Here is a 16,802-nt window from a genome sequence, read left to right as displayed (position 1 = left end):
GAATTCGGCAACGGTATAGCCGAAGACCGGCGCGAGATCCTGTGCGACGTAGGCGATATAGCGCGCCGCTTCGAGCCGGGCGTAATCGCGGGCGGGTTTTTCGAAGAGACGGACCTCGCCGCGCCGGGGATCGAGCAGCCCCGCGAGGATGCGCAGCAGGGTGGACTTGCCCGAGCCGTTGGGTCCGACAATGCCGACCATCTCGCCGTCGCGGATGGCGAGATCGACACCGGCCAGCACCGATTCGACGCGGTAGCCGAACTCCACGCCGGACGTGCGCAGGGCCGAGGCCGGGCGCGTGGCGACGCCGGGGAACGGAGGAGTCGCGGCGTTCACGGACGCGTCATCCGTCGAGGATCTGGCGGATGGCGTCGAGGAGCTGCGTGATGTCGTACGGCTTTTCGAGGAAACCCGCCGCACCGCCCGCGAAGAGATCCTGCGCCACCGTGTCCTTGGAATATCCCGACGAGAGCAGCACCGTGACGTCGGGCCGCTGCTCGCGCATCAGGGCGAAGGCCGCGTCGCCGCTCATGCGCGGCATCACCATGTCGAGCAGCACGAGGTCGAAACGCCCCTTCTCGCGCTTGAAGATCTCCACCGCCTCCTGCCCGTCCTCGGCGACGAACACCTCGTAGCCGCTTTTTTGCAGCACGTTCTCGGCGAGCGTGCGCAGCATCGGCTCGTCCTCGGCGACGAGAATGCGACGCTTTCCCTCGTCGCGCGGCCGGACGATGGGCTTGAGCGGCAGCGGCGCCTGCTCGGGCACGAAGCCGTCGTGCGGCAGATACACGCGAAAACGCGTGCCCTCGCCCACGCGGCTGTCCACCGCCACCGAACCGCCGTGATTCTCGACGACGCCGATCACCACCGACAGACCGAGGCCCGTGGCCCGCTCGGTGCCCTTCGTCGTGAAGTACGGCTCGAAGATCTTGTCCATCACTTCGGGCACGATGCCCGAACCTGTGTCCTCGACCTGCACCATCGCGTAGCGGCCCGCGTCGATCGTCCAGTCCGCGTCCTGATAGTTTTCGAGAAAGTGGCGCATTTTGAGCGAGATCGTGATGCGTCCCTCGGCGCCCACCGCGTCCTTGGCGTTGATGATGAGATTCATGAACGCGCCCGAGAGCTGCCCGCCGTCGCCCATCACGGTGATCGGCGAAACCGGCAACTCCAGATCGACCCGGATGCGCGGCCCCAGCGAATGCGTGACCACGTCGCGCAGGTTCGTGAGCAGTTCGTTCAGGTTGACCGGGCGCACCTGATACTTGCCGCCGCGCGCGAACGCGAGAAGCTGCGCGGTGCGTTCCTTCGCCGCCCGCGTCGCCGACAGGATCGAGTCGATCGCGAGCGACGTCTCGGGGCGCAGGCGCATCTCCTCGTGCAGCAGCGAGGCGTAGCCCATGATGCCGCCGAGCAGATTGTTGAAATCGTGCGCGATGCCGCCCGCGAGGGTGCCGATCGCTTCCATCTTCTGAGCCTGCACCACACGCGATTCCAGCTCCGCCCGATCGGTCGTGTCCCGCGCGGACACGAGAATGGTCCCGTCGCCGAGGCGCACGCCGTTGATCTCGGCGGGAAACTCCGCATCCGCATCCGCGTCGGCCCCGCGCGAAAGACGCACTTCGGAGCGCAGCAGGCGGCCGTCCCGCCGCAGCCGGTCGAGGGCGTCGCGGTACGCGCGGCCCGCGTCGTCACGGGGCGCCAGGTCGCGGCCCGACTTGCCCGCGAGCCGCTCGCGATCCACGCCCAGCATCTCGGCGGCGGCGGGATTCACGTCGGTGATCGTACCCTCGGGCGTGAGGATGATGAGGGCGTCGCGGCTGTTTTCGAACAGCGAGCGGTAACGCTCCTCGGAGTCGCGCAGCGCGCGCACGGCCTCGGCGCGGCGCTCGATGTCGCGCGCGAGCACCACCGCGCCGATCACCGCGCCGGCTTCGTTGCGCAGCGCGCGACCGTGCATTTCGCACGCGAACGCGGTCTCCCCCGCGTTCAGGCGTTCAATCTCCTGCCGAAACGGTTCGCCGCGCAGCAGGGCGACCAGCGTCTGCGACAGACGGTTCTGCAAGATGATCGATTGCGCGAAGATGTTCCGGCCCAGCATGGCGCGCGGCTGCGCGGCCTCGAGACGCGCGAGACGCAGGAATTCGGGATTGATGTGCGTGATGCGCCCTTCGGTATCGAAGGCGACGATGCCGAGCGGCGCTTCCTGCAGCACCAGCGCGACCGAAGCTTCGGAGCGCGACTGGTCATGCCGTTCCATCGCGCGGTGCAGGCCCGCCGACGCGATCTCGGCGAGACCCGTCAGCACGCGCACGTCGGAATCGTCGAAGTGATCCTCCGCGAGGGCGTACACCGACAGCACGCCGGCGGCGCTCGCCTCGTGGCTGAGCGGAATGTGGATGTACGACTGCGCGCCGATCGTCCGCGCGGGGTCATCCGGCGCCACGGCCTCGGTGAGTTTCGCCTCCCACGTCTCGCGACCCGTGGCGAAGACCCGCCCCACCGTGCCCTCGCCGTGGTTGATCGAGATGTGGTGAAGCGGCTCGGGCAATCCGAGGTGCGCGACGGGGCGCAGCAGCCCCGTGAATCGGTCGAGCAAAAAGACGACGGCCACGTCGGCGCGGGTGAGCAACTTCGCGCCGCGCGCCACGGCGGCGGCAATGGTCGGCGCGTCGCCCGCCAGATTCAGGCTTTTGGCGAGCCCCATCAGGCGCGAGAGCAGCGCCGCGGGCAACGTGCCCAGTGTGCCCCGTTGTGGAGTTTCGGAACTGACGTGAACGATCACGCCCTGGATGCGCTCGTTCGCCCCGTGCAGCGGCGTGAAGCGGAACGTGCACTCGCGCACCGTGCCCGTCGCCGCGGCCAGCTCCGCCTGGGCGGGCGCGGCGGATTTGCCCATCAGGATTGCGCGCAGCACCGCGTCGATGCGCTGCACGTCGCGCAGGGAGCAGGCTTCGGAGAGCGGACGACCGAACTTCGCGCGCAGGATGTCAGCGACGCCGCCGGTCGCGTCGGACGGAATGCCGACGATGCGCGCCGCGTGATCGAGCGTGATCGCGAATTCTGGTTCTTCGGCGGCGGACACGGGTCCTCGATTGAATCGGCCGCCGTGCGCGGCCCCATCGTTCACGGTTGGACGACGACCTGCGTGCGGGGCGGCAACTTGCTGCGCTTGCCCCCGCGGTCCTCCAGCACGCCGCCCTTCGGGTCGATCACTCGCAGCAGCGGACCGAGATTCTGTGCGCCGGGGAGCACCTGACGCACCCAGTCGCCCGGATGACACTCGTGCAGCCGCTTCTTGATTCCCTCGTCATAGATGGAACCGGTCGGCCCGCCCGCGTGCTGCTCGCGCGCGCGGTCGAGCATGTCGGCCATCTTGTCCAGTTGCGTATTCTTCCAGCCGCCCTTTGACATAAGGCCCTCCGCGCTCGACACCGGTCGGAATCAGGGTCATGAATTTACCACCCCGGCGGGGGGCCGTAAACCGCGCCGCGCATCGACCGCCGTGCGCGGCGTCAGGGGCGTTTTTTCCGCGATGCGGGCTTGGCCCCGTCGCGATCGCCGTCGTAGAGGGCCGAAATCGCCCGCGCCGTGTCGCGCACGCGGTCCGCCAGTCCCTTGGGACGCAGCACGCGCACGGCGTCGGCGTACGAAAGCACCCACCACACGACCTCGTTCAGGCCACCGACCGTCATCTCCACGTCCACCGAGCCGTCGTCGTTTTTCGCGATCTTCTGCGTGTGGTGAAATTCGATTTCCTCGGGGATGTGCGCGGCATGCGGCGCGAAACGCAGGGCGATTTTTGCGGGCGTACCCTTCCAGATGCCGAAGTGCGGGTCCACGTAACGCGCGAGCGACCAGTCCTCGGGGAGATCGAAATGCGCATCGAGCACCTCGATCAAGCGAATGCGCGCGACCGCGAAGATGGTGGGGTCCGTCCGATCGCCGACGAGGGCCGCCAAGTAAAGGATCTGCCGGTGCACGAGGATGCCGCACGGACGCACGACGTGCTCGCGCTCCACGGCCCGCGACGGTGCGTGATAGACGATGCGGCATTGGCGCTGACTGAGCAGGGCCCGATTGAGCGCTGCGATGATGTCGCGCTTGGCGGCGTAGGTCGCGCGTTGGCGGTGCATGGGGATGAAGTGGTCGCGGATGTCGTCGAGCCGCGCCAGAACCCGGGGCGGCAGCGTCGCCGCGATCTTGGTGCGCACGCGGTCCATGCCTTCCTGATAGGGCGTGCCCTCGAAGAACTCGAGCAGCCCGGCGGCGAGATAGACCGCGATCAGTTCGTCCTGATCGAGGGGAAACGGCGGCAGATTCGGCGCGGGCTGGGTGAGCCCCCAGAATTTCAGTTGCCCTTCCTGACGCAGCAGCAGGATCGGGAAACCCGCCTCGGTGAGACCCTCGATGTCGCGCTCGATCGTGCGTCGCGTGACGACGTACTCGTCCTGGAGTTCCTTGACCGAAACGCCGATGCCCGAGCGGCTGTTCGCCGCGAGGCGCATGAGGATACTCCACTGACGCACGATCTGATTGTTGCGTCCGGCATGATCGGGCACGGCGACCCCCTCGGTTTTCTTCAGTCGAAGATTTGCGTGCGGATGCGCTCGGCCGCGTCGCCGGCATTCACGGCGAGGGCGGCGAGAATGCGCCGCGCGCCGTCGTTGCGACCCAGTCCGGCGATCCGTGCCGCGAGTTCGGCGACGGCCCACGCATACGGACTCTCGGGCCGCGACGCCACGAAGGGCACGAGCCGGGCGATGGAGTTGGGCAGCGTGGCCTCGCGCGGCAGGCGCGTCACCGACGGCGGCGTGAGACCGAGGTTGCCGGCCGCAAGATCGGTGAGCCGCCCGACCAGGGCGAGGTCGGCCTCGCCGTGCGACTGGTTGAGGACGAATTCGATCGCGAACGACTCGACCCAGGTGCGCATCTTGCCCGCGACGACACCGTCCTGCTCGCGCAGCTTCGCAAGGTATCCGCGCAGGCTGAGCGCGGCGATGGTCGGTTCGGCGCGGCCGTGCAAATATTCCTCGATCGCATCGAAGTTTTCCGGTCGATCCGGCTGCGCCTTGAGCCGCATGAGCAGGTAGCGGTAGAGCGATGTCTTGATCATCGCGTAGGCGTCGAGAATCGCGGGGGGCTCGGTCGTGGTGACGACGAGACGTTCGCCGGCCATCAGCCAGAAATCGAGCGTGTTGTAACCGGTGCCCGCGCCGAGGTCGCAGACGATCACGTCGGCGTCCAGATCGCGCAGGTGGCGGATCAGGCGCATCTTGGTCTGGTGCGCGGGGTTCGCCGCGCCGAGGCGCGCGCCGTCGCCGGCCACGAGGCGCAGGCCGGGAAACGCCGTCGGCGTGGCGCAATCCGCGAGCGACGCGGTCCGCGACGAGAAAAAGTCGTCGAGCGACTTCGCGGGACGCTTCACGCCCGTCATGAGATGCAGGTTTGCCGCGCCCAGATCGAGATCGATGGCGACCACGCGGCGGCCCGCGGCGGCCAGGGCGATGGCGACGGACGACGCGAGCACCGACTTGCCGACGCCGCCCTTGGCTCCGGCGACGGCGACGATTCGCGCCGTTTTGGCAGGCTCCGGCTTCGAGGTGGGCGTTTCGACGAGTTTCATGCGCGCGGCGCTCGGGCCGCCCGGATTCCACACGCGCGCGGCGACGCCATCGGCACCCCCGGCGGTATTCGATCGCGTGCCCCCGCGCTCGGCCACGCCTCACCCCTTCACTTGCGTCGGACGCACCCGCCCGGCGTCTTTCATGTGGAAAGCCCGCGCATCTTATCGGCAGGTTTTCCCCCGAACAATAAAAAATGTGCAAACGCAAAAATAACCGAAAATTGCGCGAAGCCGCCGCGCGGCGCTTGTTGGTTTTTTCGTTTTGGTTTTTTGTAGGGCGATCCGAATGGAGACGACGTTGCCCCACGCGCCCGGCGACCCCACAAAGCCGCCCATTGTGCGGCCACCATGGCCCGAGGCGGGACCGGCCACGCGCCGCGCCTTGATCGCGATCCTCGTCGCGGTCCTCGCCGCGTCGATCTGGCGACTCGTGTCGTTCACCCTCTTCGGGCGATTCAATGTCGACGAATTCGAAAATATCCAGATGCTCTGGCTCTTCGACCGGGGCGTCATTCCGTACAGAGATTACCTCCACTCGCATACACCGCTCTTCAACCTCCTGATCTGGCCCGTGTATCGCGCGGTGGGGGCGGCGCCCGAGGTGCTGGGCGCGGTTCGCGTCGCGATTCTGCCTGTGGTGCTCGCGACCGTGGCCCTGGTGTGGGTGACGGCCCGACGCGTTGCGGGCCGGCTCGCCGCGCTTGTCGCCACGACGCTCTTCGTCTCCTCTCCTTGGGCCGTGCAGTCGCTGGGCGAGGCGCGTCCCGACACGTTCACATTGCCGCTCGTGTTCGTCGCCGCCTGGCTCGTTTTTCGCGCTGCGGACGACCCCTCGTGGAAACCGGCGCGGTTCTTCGGCGCGGGAGCGATCCTCGGCATCTCGACGCTGTTCACGCTGAAAAACGGCCTCTACGCCCTCATCGTCGCGATGGCGTTCGAGCACCTGCGATTTGCGCGATTCCACGCGCCTCTTCGCCGCCGCGTCATCGACATGGCGATCTTCGGCGTACTGATCGTCGCGCCGTACACGATCTTCGTCGCGCTGCTCCTCGCGACCGGCGTCGTCCGACCCGACGCCGTGGACGCCGTCGTCACACATGGCCTCGGTCACATCGATCCCTACTTGATGAAGCCATACCACTGGATTTTCATCACGGTCTTTGTCGCGGGGCACGCCTTCACGGTTTTCGGCGGCGGCGTCGGCGCGGTGCGCGCCCGGTGGTGGGGCGAGCCGGGAGCGATCGCGGATCGACTCGTCGACACCGTCTCCGGGCGGATGCTCGCGGCCGGGTTGGTACCGCTGTTGCTCTTGAGCTTCCCCGTGCCGCACATGTTTCTCATGGGACTCGCCTTCGCGGCGATACTCGCGGCGCGGCTGGTGGTCGCCATGCCCCGGCGCCGCGCGGCGCTCTGGCTCCTCGCCGCGCTCGTTCCCCCACAGTTCCTGACGATGGCCGACCTGGCCGACCGCGATCATCAGATGGCCGAGTTCCGGTACGTGCTGGACCATGCGCCGCCCGAGTCCCCGGTGATCGACGCCGTGTACGGCTACGGCACGTTCCGGCCCATCGTCGGGCGATTCATTCACTATCGCGCGGGGATTTTGCTGCCCGAGGACATGGAGGAACAAAACGCGCTGGTGCTGCGCTCCGTCCTGACGCGCCGGTACGGCGTGGTGCTCAAAGACCACCTCTCGCAGCTCCAGCCCGATATCGTGCATCACGCCATCGACCGCTGCTACGAGCCGTCGAAGGATTACCCCGAGCGCATCCTGCTGCCGCGCCCGCCGGACGACCCGCTCTGCCCGCCGCGCGCGAAGCGGGGTCGCGTGCAAGCGACGCCAAATCCGTGACCGATCGTTTGTGACGATCACGTCGATTTTCTTTCGACAAGAATGTCGATTTTACTTGTGCCACCCCGGTCGGCGGCGTTAAGATCGGCCATTCCAATTTCGGGGGAGCCGAAATGCGTCGGCTGTGGGAAGTGCGCACGCTGTGGGTTGTGGTCTTCACGCTGGCAATTCCATTCGCGTTCATGGGTGCCATCGGCGGCGGTACCGTCATCTCCGCGCCGGCGCCCGACTGCATCGAGGGCGGCGAGGAGGCGCTGTTCGAAATCTCGGTCGCCTACGATTCCCCTGACAACGAAACCCTGCGGTTTGTCGATGTGTCCTTCGGCGACTCGTGGGAACTGGGCACGCTCTACTCGCCGCCGCCGCAGTCGATCTCGGGATCGTGGACCGCGACGGCTTACCCCAACGGCAACGGCGTGCAGTGGGTCTTCAATCGCACGTCCGGCCCGGGAGGCGGGCTGGCCGACGGCGAAACCGCCGTCTTTTCGTTCCGCGCCACGCCGGTGAACCCGAACGAAAACGAAATCAACGTGGTCATCGAGGGCGACGTGGCCTCGCCGACGCCGCCCCACGAGATGAGCGCATCGTTCACGTACGAGATCTGCGAGCCGACCGACGACGACACGGATGACGACACGGACGATGATGTCGATGACGATGTCGACGACGACACGGATGACGACACGGGCGGCGATTTCTCGGCGACGCTCGATTTCAACAACCCCGTGCTGCTCACGGGCGCGCAGCTCTACGACTTCGAATTCATCGTCGCCAACACCACCACGCCAGGACCAATTCAGCGATGGATCAACAGCGTCGATCTCTACATGCCGAGCGAGACGTACGTGCTCGACGCGGTCCACGCGCCCGACGCGCTGCACTGGGGGACGTGGGCTTACGAACTGCTGCCCGGCGACATCGGCGACGTGGGTGTCCGGTGGATGTTCACCTCCGGCGGTTCGTCGGCCGCGTACGGCGACATCCGCGAGGGCGAGTCGCTCGAGTTCGCGTTCCGGGCCACGACGGACGCCGAGGCGAACGACGGCTTCGACTACCGCATCGCGGCGGATTCCGGCGAGTTCGTCTCGGGCACCGCGTGCGTCGTCGAGGGCTGCGACGAATTCGACGACGATGCGGATGACGACGCCGACGACGACACGGATGACGACCTCCATCCGGATGACGACGGCGCCATCGATGACGACGACGCGGCCGACGACGACAGCGGAGATAACGATGATGACGACTCGAACAGCGGCGGCTGCGGGTGCTGACATCGTCGAATCTCGCTCCATCGATTTCAAGTCGCTTGAACGAAGTTTGATCGCCGCGTTATGATGACATAAGACCCACGCGGAGGAATGACATGAAACGGCTGTGGATGGCGATGTTTGCGTTGCTGGTTCCGTGCGCGTTATTGGCCGCGATCGGCCCGGGCACGGTAATTTCGACCCCAGGCCCGGAGTGCCTCGACGGAGGCGAGGAATCGTATTTCGAGATTTCCGTGGACTACGACTCGCCCGACGGCGAGACACTGCGTTTCGTGGACGTGAGCTTCGGCGACTCTTGGGTGCTGGGCGACGTGTTCGTCCCGCCGCCGCAGTCGATCGACGGCTTCTGGTTCGCGACGCCTTATCCCAACGGCAACGGCGTGCAGTGGGTGTTCACGCGCACGGTCGGCCCGGGCGGCGGCCTCGCCGACGGCGAAACGGCCATCTTTTCGTTCAACGCAACACCGGTGAACACGAACGAGAACGCCGTCGAAGTGCTGATTCAGGGCGACGTCGGCTCACCGACGGGTCCGCACGAGATGAGTGCGACGCTCACCTACGATCCGTGCAATCCCACCGATGACGACGCCGACGACGACGATGCGGACGACGACGACTGGTACCCCGACGACGACGCGGACGACGATGTGGCGGACGACGACACGGCGGATGACGACGCGGTCGACGACGACGCGGCGGACGACGACACGATGGATGACGATGCCGACGACGACACGCAGCCCGCGAACGATGACGACGACGATGACGACGGCGATCCGATCTGCGGCTGCGGCTGAGCGGCGACGAAGGGTGGCGCGACGTCACTCCTCCAGCGAAAAACGCACCGGCTGGAAGAACCAGGTATCGACGCCCTCCGTGGGCGGCGAATAGACCCACTGCTGCACCGCCTCGACGGCTGCCTGCTCGAACCCGAAATCCGGCGGCTCGGCGCGTACCACGGTCACGGACTTCACGTGGCCGTCCGCACCGATCAGCACACGCAGCACGACGCGCCCCTCGCGTCCGGCCTTGCGCGCCAGGGCGGGGTATTCCGGGTCGACCTTGGAGCGCAGTTTCGGCGGGGCGTTCGCCTTGATCGCCTGTTGTTTCACGGGCTGCGGCGCATAGGGCTTCACCTTCGAGGGGTCGGTGAAATCCTTTTCCTGCGCCTGCATCAGCGTATTGCCGACGCGCACCGCGAAACTCGAATCCTCGACGACGGAATCCTCGGTGACGCCGAAAACCGGTTTGGGCGGCTCGGCGTCGGGCGGCTTGGTTTCCTGATTCGGCGGCGGTGCGACCGGAGTGGGCGCGGGAGTCGGCTTCGGCGTCGGGGGCGGCGTGGGCGTGGCCGGCGGCGGGGGGGGCGGTGGCGGTGTCGCGCGCATCATCCCGCGGGCGACCACGAGCTGAACGAGATACGAATCGCTCGCCGGGCGCGTGCCCAGGTGCGTCAAGCCCGCCCACACGAGCACGTGAAAGCCGATGGAAACGGCGATCGTGATCTGAAAGATGTACCGCCGTTTGGGCGGTTCGTATTCCCAATACATGGCCGGGCAAGGCACTCCGTGTTCTTTGCACCGATCGTGCGAAGCCATCGCACGATCCCTTTCGACCCTGTCGCGCAAACTGCGCGCGACACCTTAGAATGTCGGCCCTCGATGTCAATTGCGCCCGACCGCGCCGACGTGTGCGACCTCGATCGCGTTGGAAACGCGCGCCGCGATCCGGTTCCCGCGCTTCGCCGGCCGAGCGAATTTTTTGAAGAAAAATCCGTCATGCTCGATGTAACGTACGGTGACGGGAAAAATCGTTTGGAATAATCGAATGTTGCGACGTTACTGTCCTGTGACGGCGTCCCCATATTTCTTTTTTTGGAATCGATATTATGTTCCTTGACCAAAACGTCGCCTGTGTTTTAATGGCGGTATACGCGGGAGGAAATTTTGCGGATCGAGAAAACCATGACCGCGCGTTTTTTCGACGCGCCGGAACACGGCATGGCATACCATGTCGTGCGTGTTCAGTTTCCACAAGGCCCGCTCACCGGCGTCCTCTACGGACACGACGTTTTCGCCCCTCTGATCTGGCTTCGAAAACGCGAAGCCCACGCCACATCTCGCTGGATTCTGGAACTCGACGCCGATCCCGAATGTCGACCTTGGGGAGAGCCGCGCGAATTGGCGCCGATCGACGATGAAACGGGGCGCGCCGATATCGAGAGCAGGGGTTGGTCGGACGACGAAAGCGATCATGACCGGGAGTTGTTGATCGACCGATCCGTGGACGCCCCCTTTGCGTGGATTCCCGCGGGGGTATATGGACGATTCACCGCGTTTCGTCATGATCCCCGGCTCACGCCCGACGGGCAGGTGTTGCCGGGAACCTATGTGACGACATGGGAGGATGCGATTCGCACGATGAAATCCCTGGACGGACAGGATATCGCGGAACGCTACGCCCTGCCGGGCGCGATTCCGCGCACGCACCTGTTCCGGATCGAGATTTCGTCGCCTGTTCTCGGTCGAACGGGCGTCGCGCCGCGCCGCTTCGGACAACGTGGAGGCGGGGTGGAAATCCTTCTCCCGTTCGGCGTGGGTTATCCCTCGGTCCAGGGGTTTTACACCTCCGACGACGGCAGAAACTGGTCGGAACATGCTTACCCTTGACGAAAAGTGGAGCGCGCGGGCGAGCGCCATCCCCGTCGGCGCCGGCGGCTACCGCGTCGTCGATGTGACCCTCGCACATGGCGATGTGGTGAGCGACTGCATCGTCATCGACGCGATCTGGCTGAAGCCGCCGCAGGACGCACCGACCTTCACCCTCGAAGACATCCGCGACATCTCCGCCGCCGCGAGACCCAAGCGCTTTCTCGCCGTCACGATGTGAGATCCACCACCGCGCGGGCGCAATTTCGTGGCGCGATGCGACGGCGTCGTGCTACATCCGTTTCCCGCAACGCGAAATCGTGAATCGTCTCGAAACACCTGCCCGGAGGGATCGATGAGCGCGAAACTCTCGGCGGCGCGACGTGGTCCCTCGTGTAAGGTGTCGATGACCATCCCCACCGCCCGCGGTGGATGCCCGGCGGCGGCGGGCTCTCCCTGCGCACGATCGTTCCGCATCCCACGGACGCGGCGGAGATGCTGGTCGCAATCTCCTCGGGCGGCGCGTATCGAAGCACGCGTTGAAACGCAGGCCGCCACCGTGCGCGAGGCGCTCGCCGCCTTATGGCGCGCGTACCCGGGCCTTCGCGACCGGATCGCCGACAACCAGGGCGCGGTGCGCCCGCACGTGAGCGTCTTCGTCGGCGAGGAAAACATCCGCTTCCTCGCCGGACTCGACACGCCCGTCGCGGGCGAAACGATCTCGATCCTTCCCGCCGTCAGCGGGGGCAAGGCGTCGGAGTCAATGCTCGGCGGGCAGCGGTCGCGCGCGGTCGCCGTCGTACACCGGAATCATGCGCTCGTAGGTGCGTCCCATCAGCTCCGACGAGATCACGAAATCGGCTGTCGCCCGATTGCACGCGACCGGGACGTTGTAGACCACGCAGATGCGCAGCAGCGCCTTCACTTCCACGTCGTGCGGCTGCGGCTCCAGCGGGTCCCAAAAAAAGATCAGCATATCGAGCCGGTTTTCCGAGATCATCGCGCCGAGCTGAAGGTCGCCGCCGAGCGGACCGCTCTTGAGTTTCTCAACCGGCAGACCGAGTTCCTGTTCGATCATCGCGCCCGTCGTGCCGGTGGCGCAGAGCGTGTGGTTGGCGAGCAGGTCCTTGTTGTAGCGGGCCCATTCCACCATGTCGCGTTTCTTATGGTCGTGCGCGACGAGGGCGACGCGCTTGGGATTCGTGGACGGTTTCATCATTCGTTCCTTTCATGACGCCGTCGCCCGGGACGGGCGGCGCGCGGGGAATCGATGCATCATCGCATGACGCGTTGCGTTAAACCGTGAGAATCATCATGTTCCGGCGGTTACTTCCGAATCATCACACAACTAGAATTTATCAATAATAACAGGCACTTCGCAGACGACGAGTCCATCAGCGCGCCACGGGTTGGGTGACGCGGTCGATGTCGCCACGATTCGGCAGCCGCGTTTCGCGGCGGCTTCGCGCCACGCCGGCGCGTCGTCCACCGTGTATTCCAGCCGTCGAGACCCACCGTAAATGACGAGCGATCCCGGCGGCAAGAAAGTCGGCGCGGCCTGCTGCGCGTCGATGGAATACGTGGGCGACATGTCCGCGCGAAACTCCAGATACTGCGCCATCTCGACATCGGTCACGACGCGCGCGGGACGGTTCGATTGCACATATTCCGCCGCGATGCGTTTGTCGCGACCGATGTCGGACGTCACGCGCGCCGAAAGCGCGCCGGGGATCAGCGAGGTGACCATGAGCGCGAGGACGAGGAATCCGCGCCGGGCCGATGGGATCGCCGCGAACGCCGCGCCGATCGCGACGGCAGCGGGCGCCAGCGCGAGGTGCAACACCCGCGGCAGGCGGTGGATCGGCACGTACGGCCACAGACGCAACGGGGCGAATTCGAGAACGGCGAGCACGAGCAGCGTCGCGACAATCGCCGCGCGGACCGCGCGCGACTCGCGCCGCCACGCGACGACCGCCGCGAGGGCGAACATCCACCACCACGCGCCGAACGGCCAGAGCGTTACGGAGCCATAGCGCTCGGGCACGAGGCCCGACATCCATCCGGGATACGCGGCGAGGAGACGGATCGGGTTCGCGTCGTGGATCATCCAGTCGGAACGCAGATAGTAGTCGCGCTCGGCGGCGAAGTGCGCGAAGGGGTCGCCCGTGTGTGCGCCGATAAACGCGGCGAGGGCGATCTGCGCGACGAGCCATCCGGCGAGAAACGCAGCCGTAGGCGCAAGAGTCTTGCCGCGCTCGTCGCGCCCGGTCGCGAGCCACACGGCGATGACCGCGATCGGCCCCGCGATCATGCCCGTGAGTTTCACCGCCGCCGCGCAGCCCGTCACGAAACCGGCGAAGCCCAAAACGGGGAGCGCGAGTTGGGAGGCATCCCGGCCGGGGGCGGCCGGGCCACATCGGAATGGAATCACGAACACCGCGATCGCCGCGCCGCCCCACGCGAAGGCCGACGCGAGGATGTCGTTCGCCACGGTCGTCGAATACACGAGATCGAGCGGACACACGGCGAGCGCGAGCGCGGCCAGGAGCCCCGCGTTGCGGCCCGCGAATTTCGCCGCGACGAGATACGCGCCCGCGACAAGCGCAATCGACGCGGCGAAAAACGGCGCGACGAGCCCTACGTCGTTCCAGCCGAAGACCGCGAGCGACGCGCGCATGATGAGGAGCAGCAACGGGCGCGCGGCCCACAGGTTCGCCGCCGAAATCTCCGGCCAGCCGCCCTGACGGATCTGATCGATCTGGCTGACATACACCATGTCGTCGGGCAGCACCGCTCCCGCGAAAAACGCCCCACGCAAAAACGCGGCGAGCGCGACCATGAGCGCGATGTGCAACGCGGCCACGGGCCACGGCGACATGGGGGATGGACGATCCTCGGACATCACTCGGACGATAGCGGCGCGGCTCGGCGCGGTCCAGCGGCGTGCCGCGAATTCGCGCGGGCGATTCGACGAGGGCTACTTTCCGCCAAGCGTCGCGCGCGGCTCGTACTTCGTCAGCACGTTCCGGGTGCGCGGGCTGGTCAGACCGTCGTCGCGGCCGTCATAACGCAGCCACGCGTGCGGCGCGGCTTTCGCGAACCACATGAACATGTCGGGCGCGACCGCGCCGACGAGGCCCTTGGGCTTGAGTTGTACCTTGTAAGCATTGAACGTGCCGATGGGCGTCTCGACCTTCTCCTCGCCGATCAGCACCATCGAGCCCGACAGCAGCGTGCCGTCGGTCATGACGAACGAACCGGTGAGCGACGTGCCGGGGCCTTTTTCGAACGGCAGCCCGCGCAGCAGGAAGTTCATCGCGTCGAGGGGATACGTGTTGTCGCCGAATTTCACGGTGGTGTTTTCGGTCTTGCCGCTCGCGCGGTCCTCGTATTTGTACGCCGCGGATTTGGCGGCCCAGTCGAAACGCAGTTCCCACGTCTCCTGCTCCGCGCCCGACGACACCTTCTTCCACCACCGCGTGCGCAGGCCCTCGGGCAGCAGGTCGTAGACGGCGTCCTCGACCCACGTGATGCGCGCCGCGCCGGTCTTGCCGTTGTCGCCGTCGAGGTGATAGCGCCACGATTTGCGCCCGCCCTCGTCGGCGCGCGTCATCGTCCAGCTCATGTTGTAGAGCAGTTCGCCCGAGCCGATGAATTCGATCCGCTGCGTGCCGCTTTCCGAATCCGCGATTTGCGGCACGGCGATGGGATCGCCCGCGAATGCCGCACCTGTCCCCAGCAACACGACGCACATCGCCGCCGCCCACCAAGCCGCCCCGACGCCACGACCCGACATGATCGCCCCCGAATGAAAAATGACCCGCGCGCCTTCACGCCGGGTCATTTTGGCCGCTTTGCCGCGAGGGGCAAGGGGCGCTACAGAATGTACTTCGACAGATCCTGATCCCTGACGATGTCTTCGAGGCGCTGCTTCACGAACGCCGCGTCGATGACGATGCGCTTGGCTTTCAACTCGGGGGCGTCGAAGGAGATTTCCTCCAGCACGCGCTCCATGATGGTGTGCAGGCGGCGCGCGCCGATGTTCTCCATCTTGCCGTTCACGTCGAAGGCGATGCGCGCGATCTCCTCGATGCCCGCGGCCGGGAACACGAGTTCGAGTTCCTCGGTCTCCATCATCGCCTGATACTGCTTGACGAGGGCGTTGCGCGGCTCGGTCAGGATGCGGACGAAGTCGTCCTTGGTCAGGCTCTGGAGTTCGACGCGGATGGGGAAGCGCCCCTGCAACTCGGGGATGAGATCGGAGGGCTTGCTGACGTTGAACGCGCCCGCCGCGATGAACAGGATGTGGTCGGTGCGCACCATGCCGTATTTCGTCGAGACGTTGGAGCCCTCGACGATCGGCAGCAGGTCGCGCTGCACGCCCTCGCGCGAGACGTCCGGCCCGTGGCCCTTGTCGCCCGCGCCGATCTTGTCGATCTCGTCGAGGAAGACGATGCCCGCCTGCTCGACGCGGTCGAGCGCGAGGTCCACCACGTCCTCCATGTCGATCAGCTTGTCGGCCTCCTCGTCCTCGAGGATGTCCAGGGCCTCGGGCACGAAAACCTTTTTCTTCTTGGTCTTCTTCGGGAACATGTTGCCGAACATGTCCTTGAGGTTGATCTCCATGTCTTCCATGCCGCCGGAGAAGACCTCGATCATGGGCATCGACGAGCGGTCGGGCACCTTGATCTCGACCTCGGTCTGATCGAATTTTCCCTCGCGCAGCCAGACGCGGAACTTCTCGCGGGTGCGCTTGTAGCTCTCCGCCTGCGTCTCGGGATCGTCGGTGACGAGCACCGGCTCGCCGTCGCCCTCGGTGCGCGGCGCGGGCTTGGGCGGCGGCGGCAACAACAGGTCGAGCACTTTGTCCTCGGCGATGGCCTCGGCCTTTTCGATGACGAGGTCCCGCTCCTCCTCCTTCACCATGTTCACGGAGATTTCCGTCAGGTCGCGGATCATCGACTCGACGTCGCGACCCACGTAACCGACCTCGGTGAACTTGCTCGCCTCGATCTTGAGAAACGGCGCGCCCGCGAGCCGCGCCAGTCGCCGGGCGATCTCGGTTTTGCCCACGCCCGTCGGGCCCATCATGATGATGTTTTTCGGCGCGATCTCGTCGCGCAGGTCCTCGGCCACCTGGCGGCGGCGCCAGCGATTGCGCAGCGCGACCGCGACGGCCTTCTTCGCGTCGAGTTGGCCGACGATGTATTTGTCGAGTTCCTCGACCACCTGCCGGGGCGTGAGCTGCGACGCGAGGTCGAACTCGTCCTGCCAGGTCTCTTCCCCCGCGGGGGGCTTGGGGTCTTTCACGTGGGTCATCGGTTCATCCTGATGTGGATCGTCGCCGGCGTTTTTCCGGCGCCCCTCGCCCGCACGCCGGGAGAGGGGACGGGGGTGAGGGCTCG

General features: G+C 66.3%; 15 protein-coding genes and 1 pseudogene. 6 read left to right on the top strand and 10 right to left on the bottom strand.

The window, feature by feature from the left end; all coding sequences use genetic code 11:
• The 5 genes from IT350_13650 to IT350_13630 all read right to left on the bottom strand — a co-directional run.
• Window positions 1-282, bottom strand: a 282-nt coding sequence (locus IT350_13650) for an ABC transporter ATP-binding protein (protein ID MCC6159087.1), incomplete at its 3' end; no start/stop codon positions are given.
• Window positions 283-343: 61 nt separating this feature from the next.
• Window positions 344-3,085, bottom strand: coding sequence for a PAS domain-containing protein (locus IT350_13645; GenBank protein ID MCC6159086.1), 2,742 nt, complete (start codon window positions 3,083-3,085; stop codon window positions 344-346).
• A 41-nt stretch (window positions 3,086-3,126) separates the two neighbouring features.
• Window positions 3,127-3,414, bottom strand: coding sequence for a hypothetical protein (locus IT350_13640; protein ID MCC6159085.1), 288 nt, complete (start codon window positions 3,412-3,414; stop codon window positions 3,127-3,129).
• A gap of 101 nt (window positions 3,415-3,515) precedes the next feature.
• On the bottom strand, window positions 3,516-4,562 hold the full coding sequence (locus IT350_13635; GenBank protein ID MCC6159084.1) for a WYL domain-containing protein: 1,047 nt from the start codon (window positions 4,560-4,562) through the stop codon (window positions 3,516-3,518).
• A 20-nt stretch (window positions 4,563-4,582) separates the two neighbouring features.
• A complete protein-coding gene (locus IT350_13630; protein ID MCC6159083.1) occupies window positions 4,583-5,722 on the bottom strand; it encodes a P-loop NTPase in 1,140 nt (379 codons plus the stop codon).
• A 190-nt stretch (window positions 5,723-5,912) separates the two neighbouring features.
• Between IT350_13630 and IT350_13625 the strand changes: the two genes are divergently transcribed.
• From IT350_13625 to IT350_13615, 3 genes are all read left to right on the top strand, one after another.
• Window positions 5,913-7,478, top strand: coding sequence for a glycosyltransferase family 39 protein (locus IT350_13625; GenBank protein ID MCC6159082.1), 1,566 nt, complete (start codon window positions 5,913-5,915; stop codon window positions 7,476-7,478).
• A 113-nt stretch (window positions 7,479-7,591) separates the two neighbouring features.
• The gene (locus IT350_13620; protein ID MCC6159081.1) at window positions 7,592-8,752 is read left to right on the top strand and encodes a hypothetical protein; all 1,161 of its coding nucleotides are present in this window, start codon (window positions 7,592-7,594) and stop codon (window positions 8,750-8,752) included.
• Between the two features lie 92 nt (window positions 8,753-8,844).
• The gene (locus IT350_13615; GenBank protein MCC6159080.1) at window positions 8,845-9,546 is read left to right on the top strand and encodes a hypothetical protein; all 702 of its coding nucleotides are present in this window, start codon (window positions 8,845-8,847) and stop codon (window positions 9,544-9,546) included.
• A gap of 24 nt (window positions 9,547-9,570) precedes the next feature.
• Here the strand turns inward: IT350_13615 and IT350_13610 are convergent, their stop codons facing one another.
• The gene (locus tag IT350_13610) at window positions 9,571-10,299 is read right to left on the bottom strand and encodes a TonB family protein (protein ID MCC6159079.1); all 729 of its coding nucleotides are present in this window, start codon (window positions 10,297-10,299) and stop codon (window positions 9,571-9,573) included.
• A gap of 414 nt (window positions 10,300-10,713) precedes the next feature.
• Here IT350_13610 and IT350_13605 point away from each other — a divergent pair, with 414 nt between their 5' ends.
• The 3 genes and pseudogenes from IT350_13605 (at window position 10,714) to IT350_13595 (ending at window position 12,145) form a co-directional block, all read left to right on the top strand.
• Window positions 10,714-11,418: a hypothetical protein gene (locus IT350_13605; GenBank protein ID MCC6159078.1), complete on the top strand. Its 705-nt coding sequence runs from the start codon at window positions 10,714-10,716 to the stop codon at window positions 11,416-11,418.
• Window positions 11,405-11,638, top strand: a complete 234-nt coding sequence (locus IT350_13600) for a hypothetical protein (protein MCC6159077.1) — start codon at window positions 11,405-11,407, stop codon at window positions 11,636-11,638. Before IT350_13605 ends, IT350_13600 begins: the two co-directional genes overlap by 14 nt.
• A 165-nt stretch (window positions 11,639-11,803) precedes the next feature.
• Window positions 11,804-12,145 (top strand): annotated as a pseudogene (locus IT350_13595) (MoaD/ThiS family protein).
• A gap of 12 nt (window positions 12,146-12,157) precedes the next feature.
• Here IT350_13595 and IT350_13590 read toward each other — a convergent pair.
• The 4 genes from IT350_13590 to hslU all read right to left on the bottom strand — a co-directional run bounded on the left by IT350_13590 (window position 12,158) and on the right by hslU (window position 16,716).
• The gene (locus IT350_13590) at window positions 12,158-12,616 is read right to left on the bottom strand and encodes a methylglyoxal synthase (GenBank protein MCC6159076.1); all 459 of its coding nucleotides are present in this window, start codon (window positions 12,614-12,616) and stop codon (window positions 12,158-12,160) included.
• Between the two features lie 129 nt (window positions 12,617-12,745).
• Complete coding sequence (locus tag IT350_13585) at window positions 12,746-14,275, bottom strand: glycosyltransferase family 39 protein (GenBank protein MCC6159075.1); 1,530 nt, start codon at window positions 14,273-14,275, stop codon at window positions 12,746-12,748.
• A gap of 99 nt (window positions 14,276-14,374) precedes the next feature.
• Window positions 14,375-15,193, bottom strand: a complete 819-nt coding sequence (locus IT350_13580; protein MCC6159074.1) for a DUF3108 domain-containing protein — start codon at window positions 15,191-15,193, stop codon at window positions 14,375-14,377.
• An 80-nt stretch (window positions 15,194-15,273) separates the two neighbouring features.
• The gene (gene hslU / locus IT350_13575) at window positions 15,274-16,716 is read right to left on the bottom strand and encodes an ATP-dependent protease ATPase subunit HslU (protein MCC6159073.1); all 1,443 of its coding nucleotides are present in this window, start codon (window positions 16,714-16,716) and stop codon (window positions 15,274-15,276) included.
• Between the last annotated feature and the right edge of the window lie 86 nt (window positions 16,717-16,802).

It is taken from the genome of Deltaproteobacteria bacterium, from assembly GCA_020845895.1.
Lineage (GTDB): Bacteria > Lernaellota > Lernaellaia > JACKCT01 > JACKCT01 > JADLEX01.
Note: the sequence above shows the minus strand (reverse complement) of the source record. Positions and strands in the feature narration are given on the sequence as shown.

Excerpts from the sequence above, each read along its gene's own strand:
- IT350_13585 (MCC6159075.1), bottom strand. The coding sequence starts at position 14,275 with ATGTCGCCGTGGCCCGTGGCCGCGTTGCACATCGCGCTCATGGTCGCG.
- IT350_13600 (MCC6159077.1), top strand. The coding sequence starts at position 11,405 with ATGCTTACCCTTGACGAAAAGTGGAGCGCGCGGGCGAGCGCCATCCCC.
- IT350_13580 (MCC6159074.1), bottom strand. The coding sequence starts at position 15,193 with ATGTCGGGTCGTGGCGTCGGGGCGGCTTGGTGGGCGGCGGCGATGTGC.
- IT350_13620 (MCC6159081.1), top strand. The coding sequence starts at position 7,592 with ATGCGTCGGCTGTGGGAAGTGCGCACGCTGTGGGTTGTGGTCTTCACG.
- IT350_13590 (MCC6159076.1), bottom strand. The coding sequence starts at position 12,616 with ATGATGAAACCGTCCACGAATCCCAAGCGCGTCGCCCTCGTCGCGCAC.
- IT350_13625 (MCC6159082.1), top strand. The coding sequence starts at position 5,913 with ATGGAGACGACGTTGCCCCACGCGCCCGGCGACCCCACAAAGCCGCCC.
- IT350_13610 (MCC6159079.1), bottom strand. The coding sequence starts at position 10,299 with ATGTATTGGGAATACGAACCGCCCAAACGGCGGTACATCTTTCAGATC.
- IT350_13615 (MCC6159080.1), top strand. The coding sequence starts at position 8,845 with ATGAAACGGCTGTGGATGGCGATGTTTGCGTTGCTGGTTCCGTGCGCG.
- IT350_13605 (MCC6159078.1), top strand. The coding sequence starts at position 10,714 with ATGACCGCGCGTTTTTTCGACGCGCCGGAACACGGCATGGCATACCAT.
- hslU (MCC6159073.1), bottom strand. The coding sequence starts at position 16,716 with ATGACCCACGTGAAAGACCCCAAGCCCCCCGCGGGGGAAGAGACCTGG.
- IT350_13640 (MCC6159085.1), bottom strand. The coding sequence starts at position 3,414 with ATGTCAAAGGGCGGCTGGAAGAATACGCAACTGGACAAGATGGCCGAC.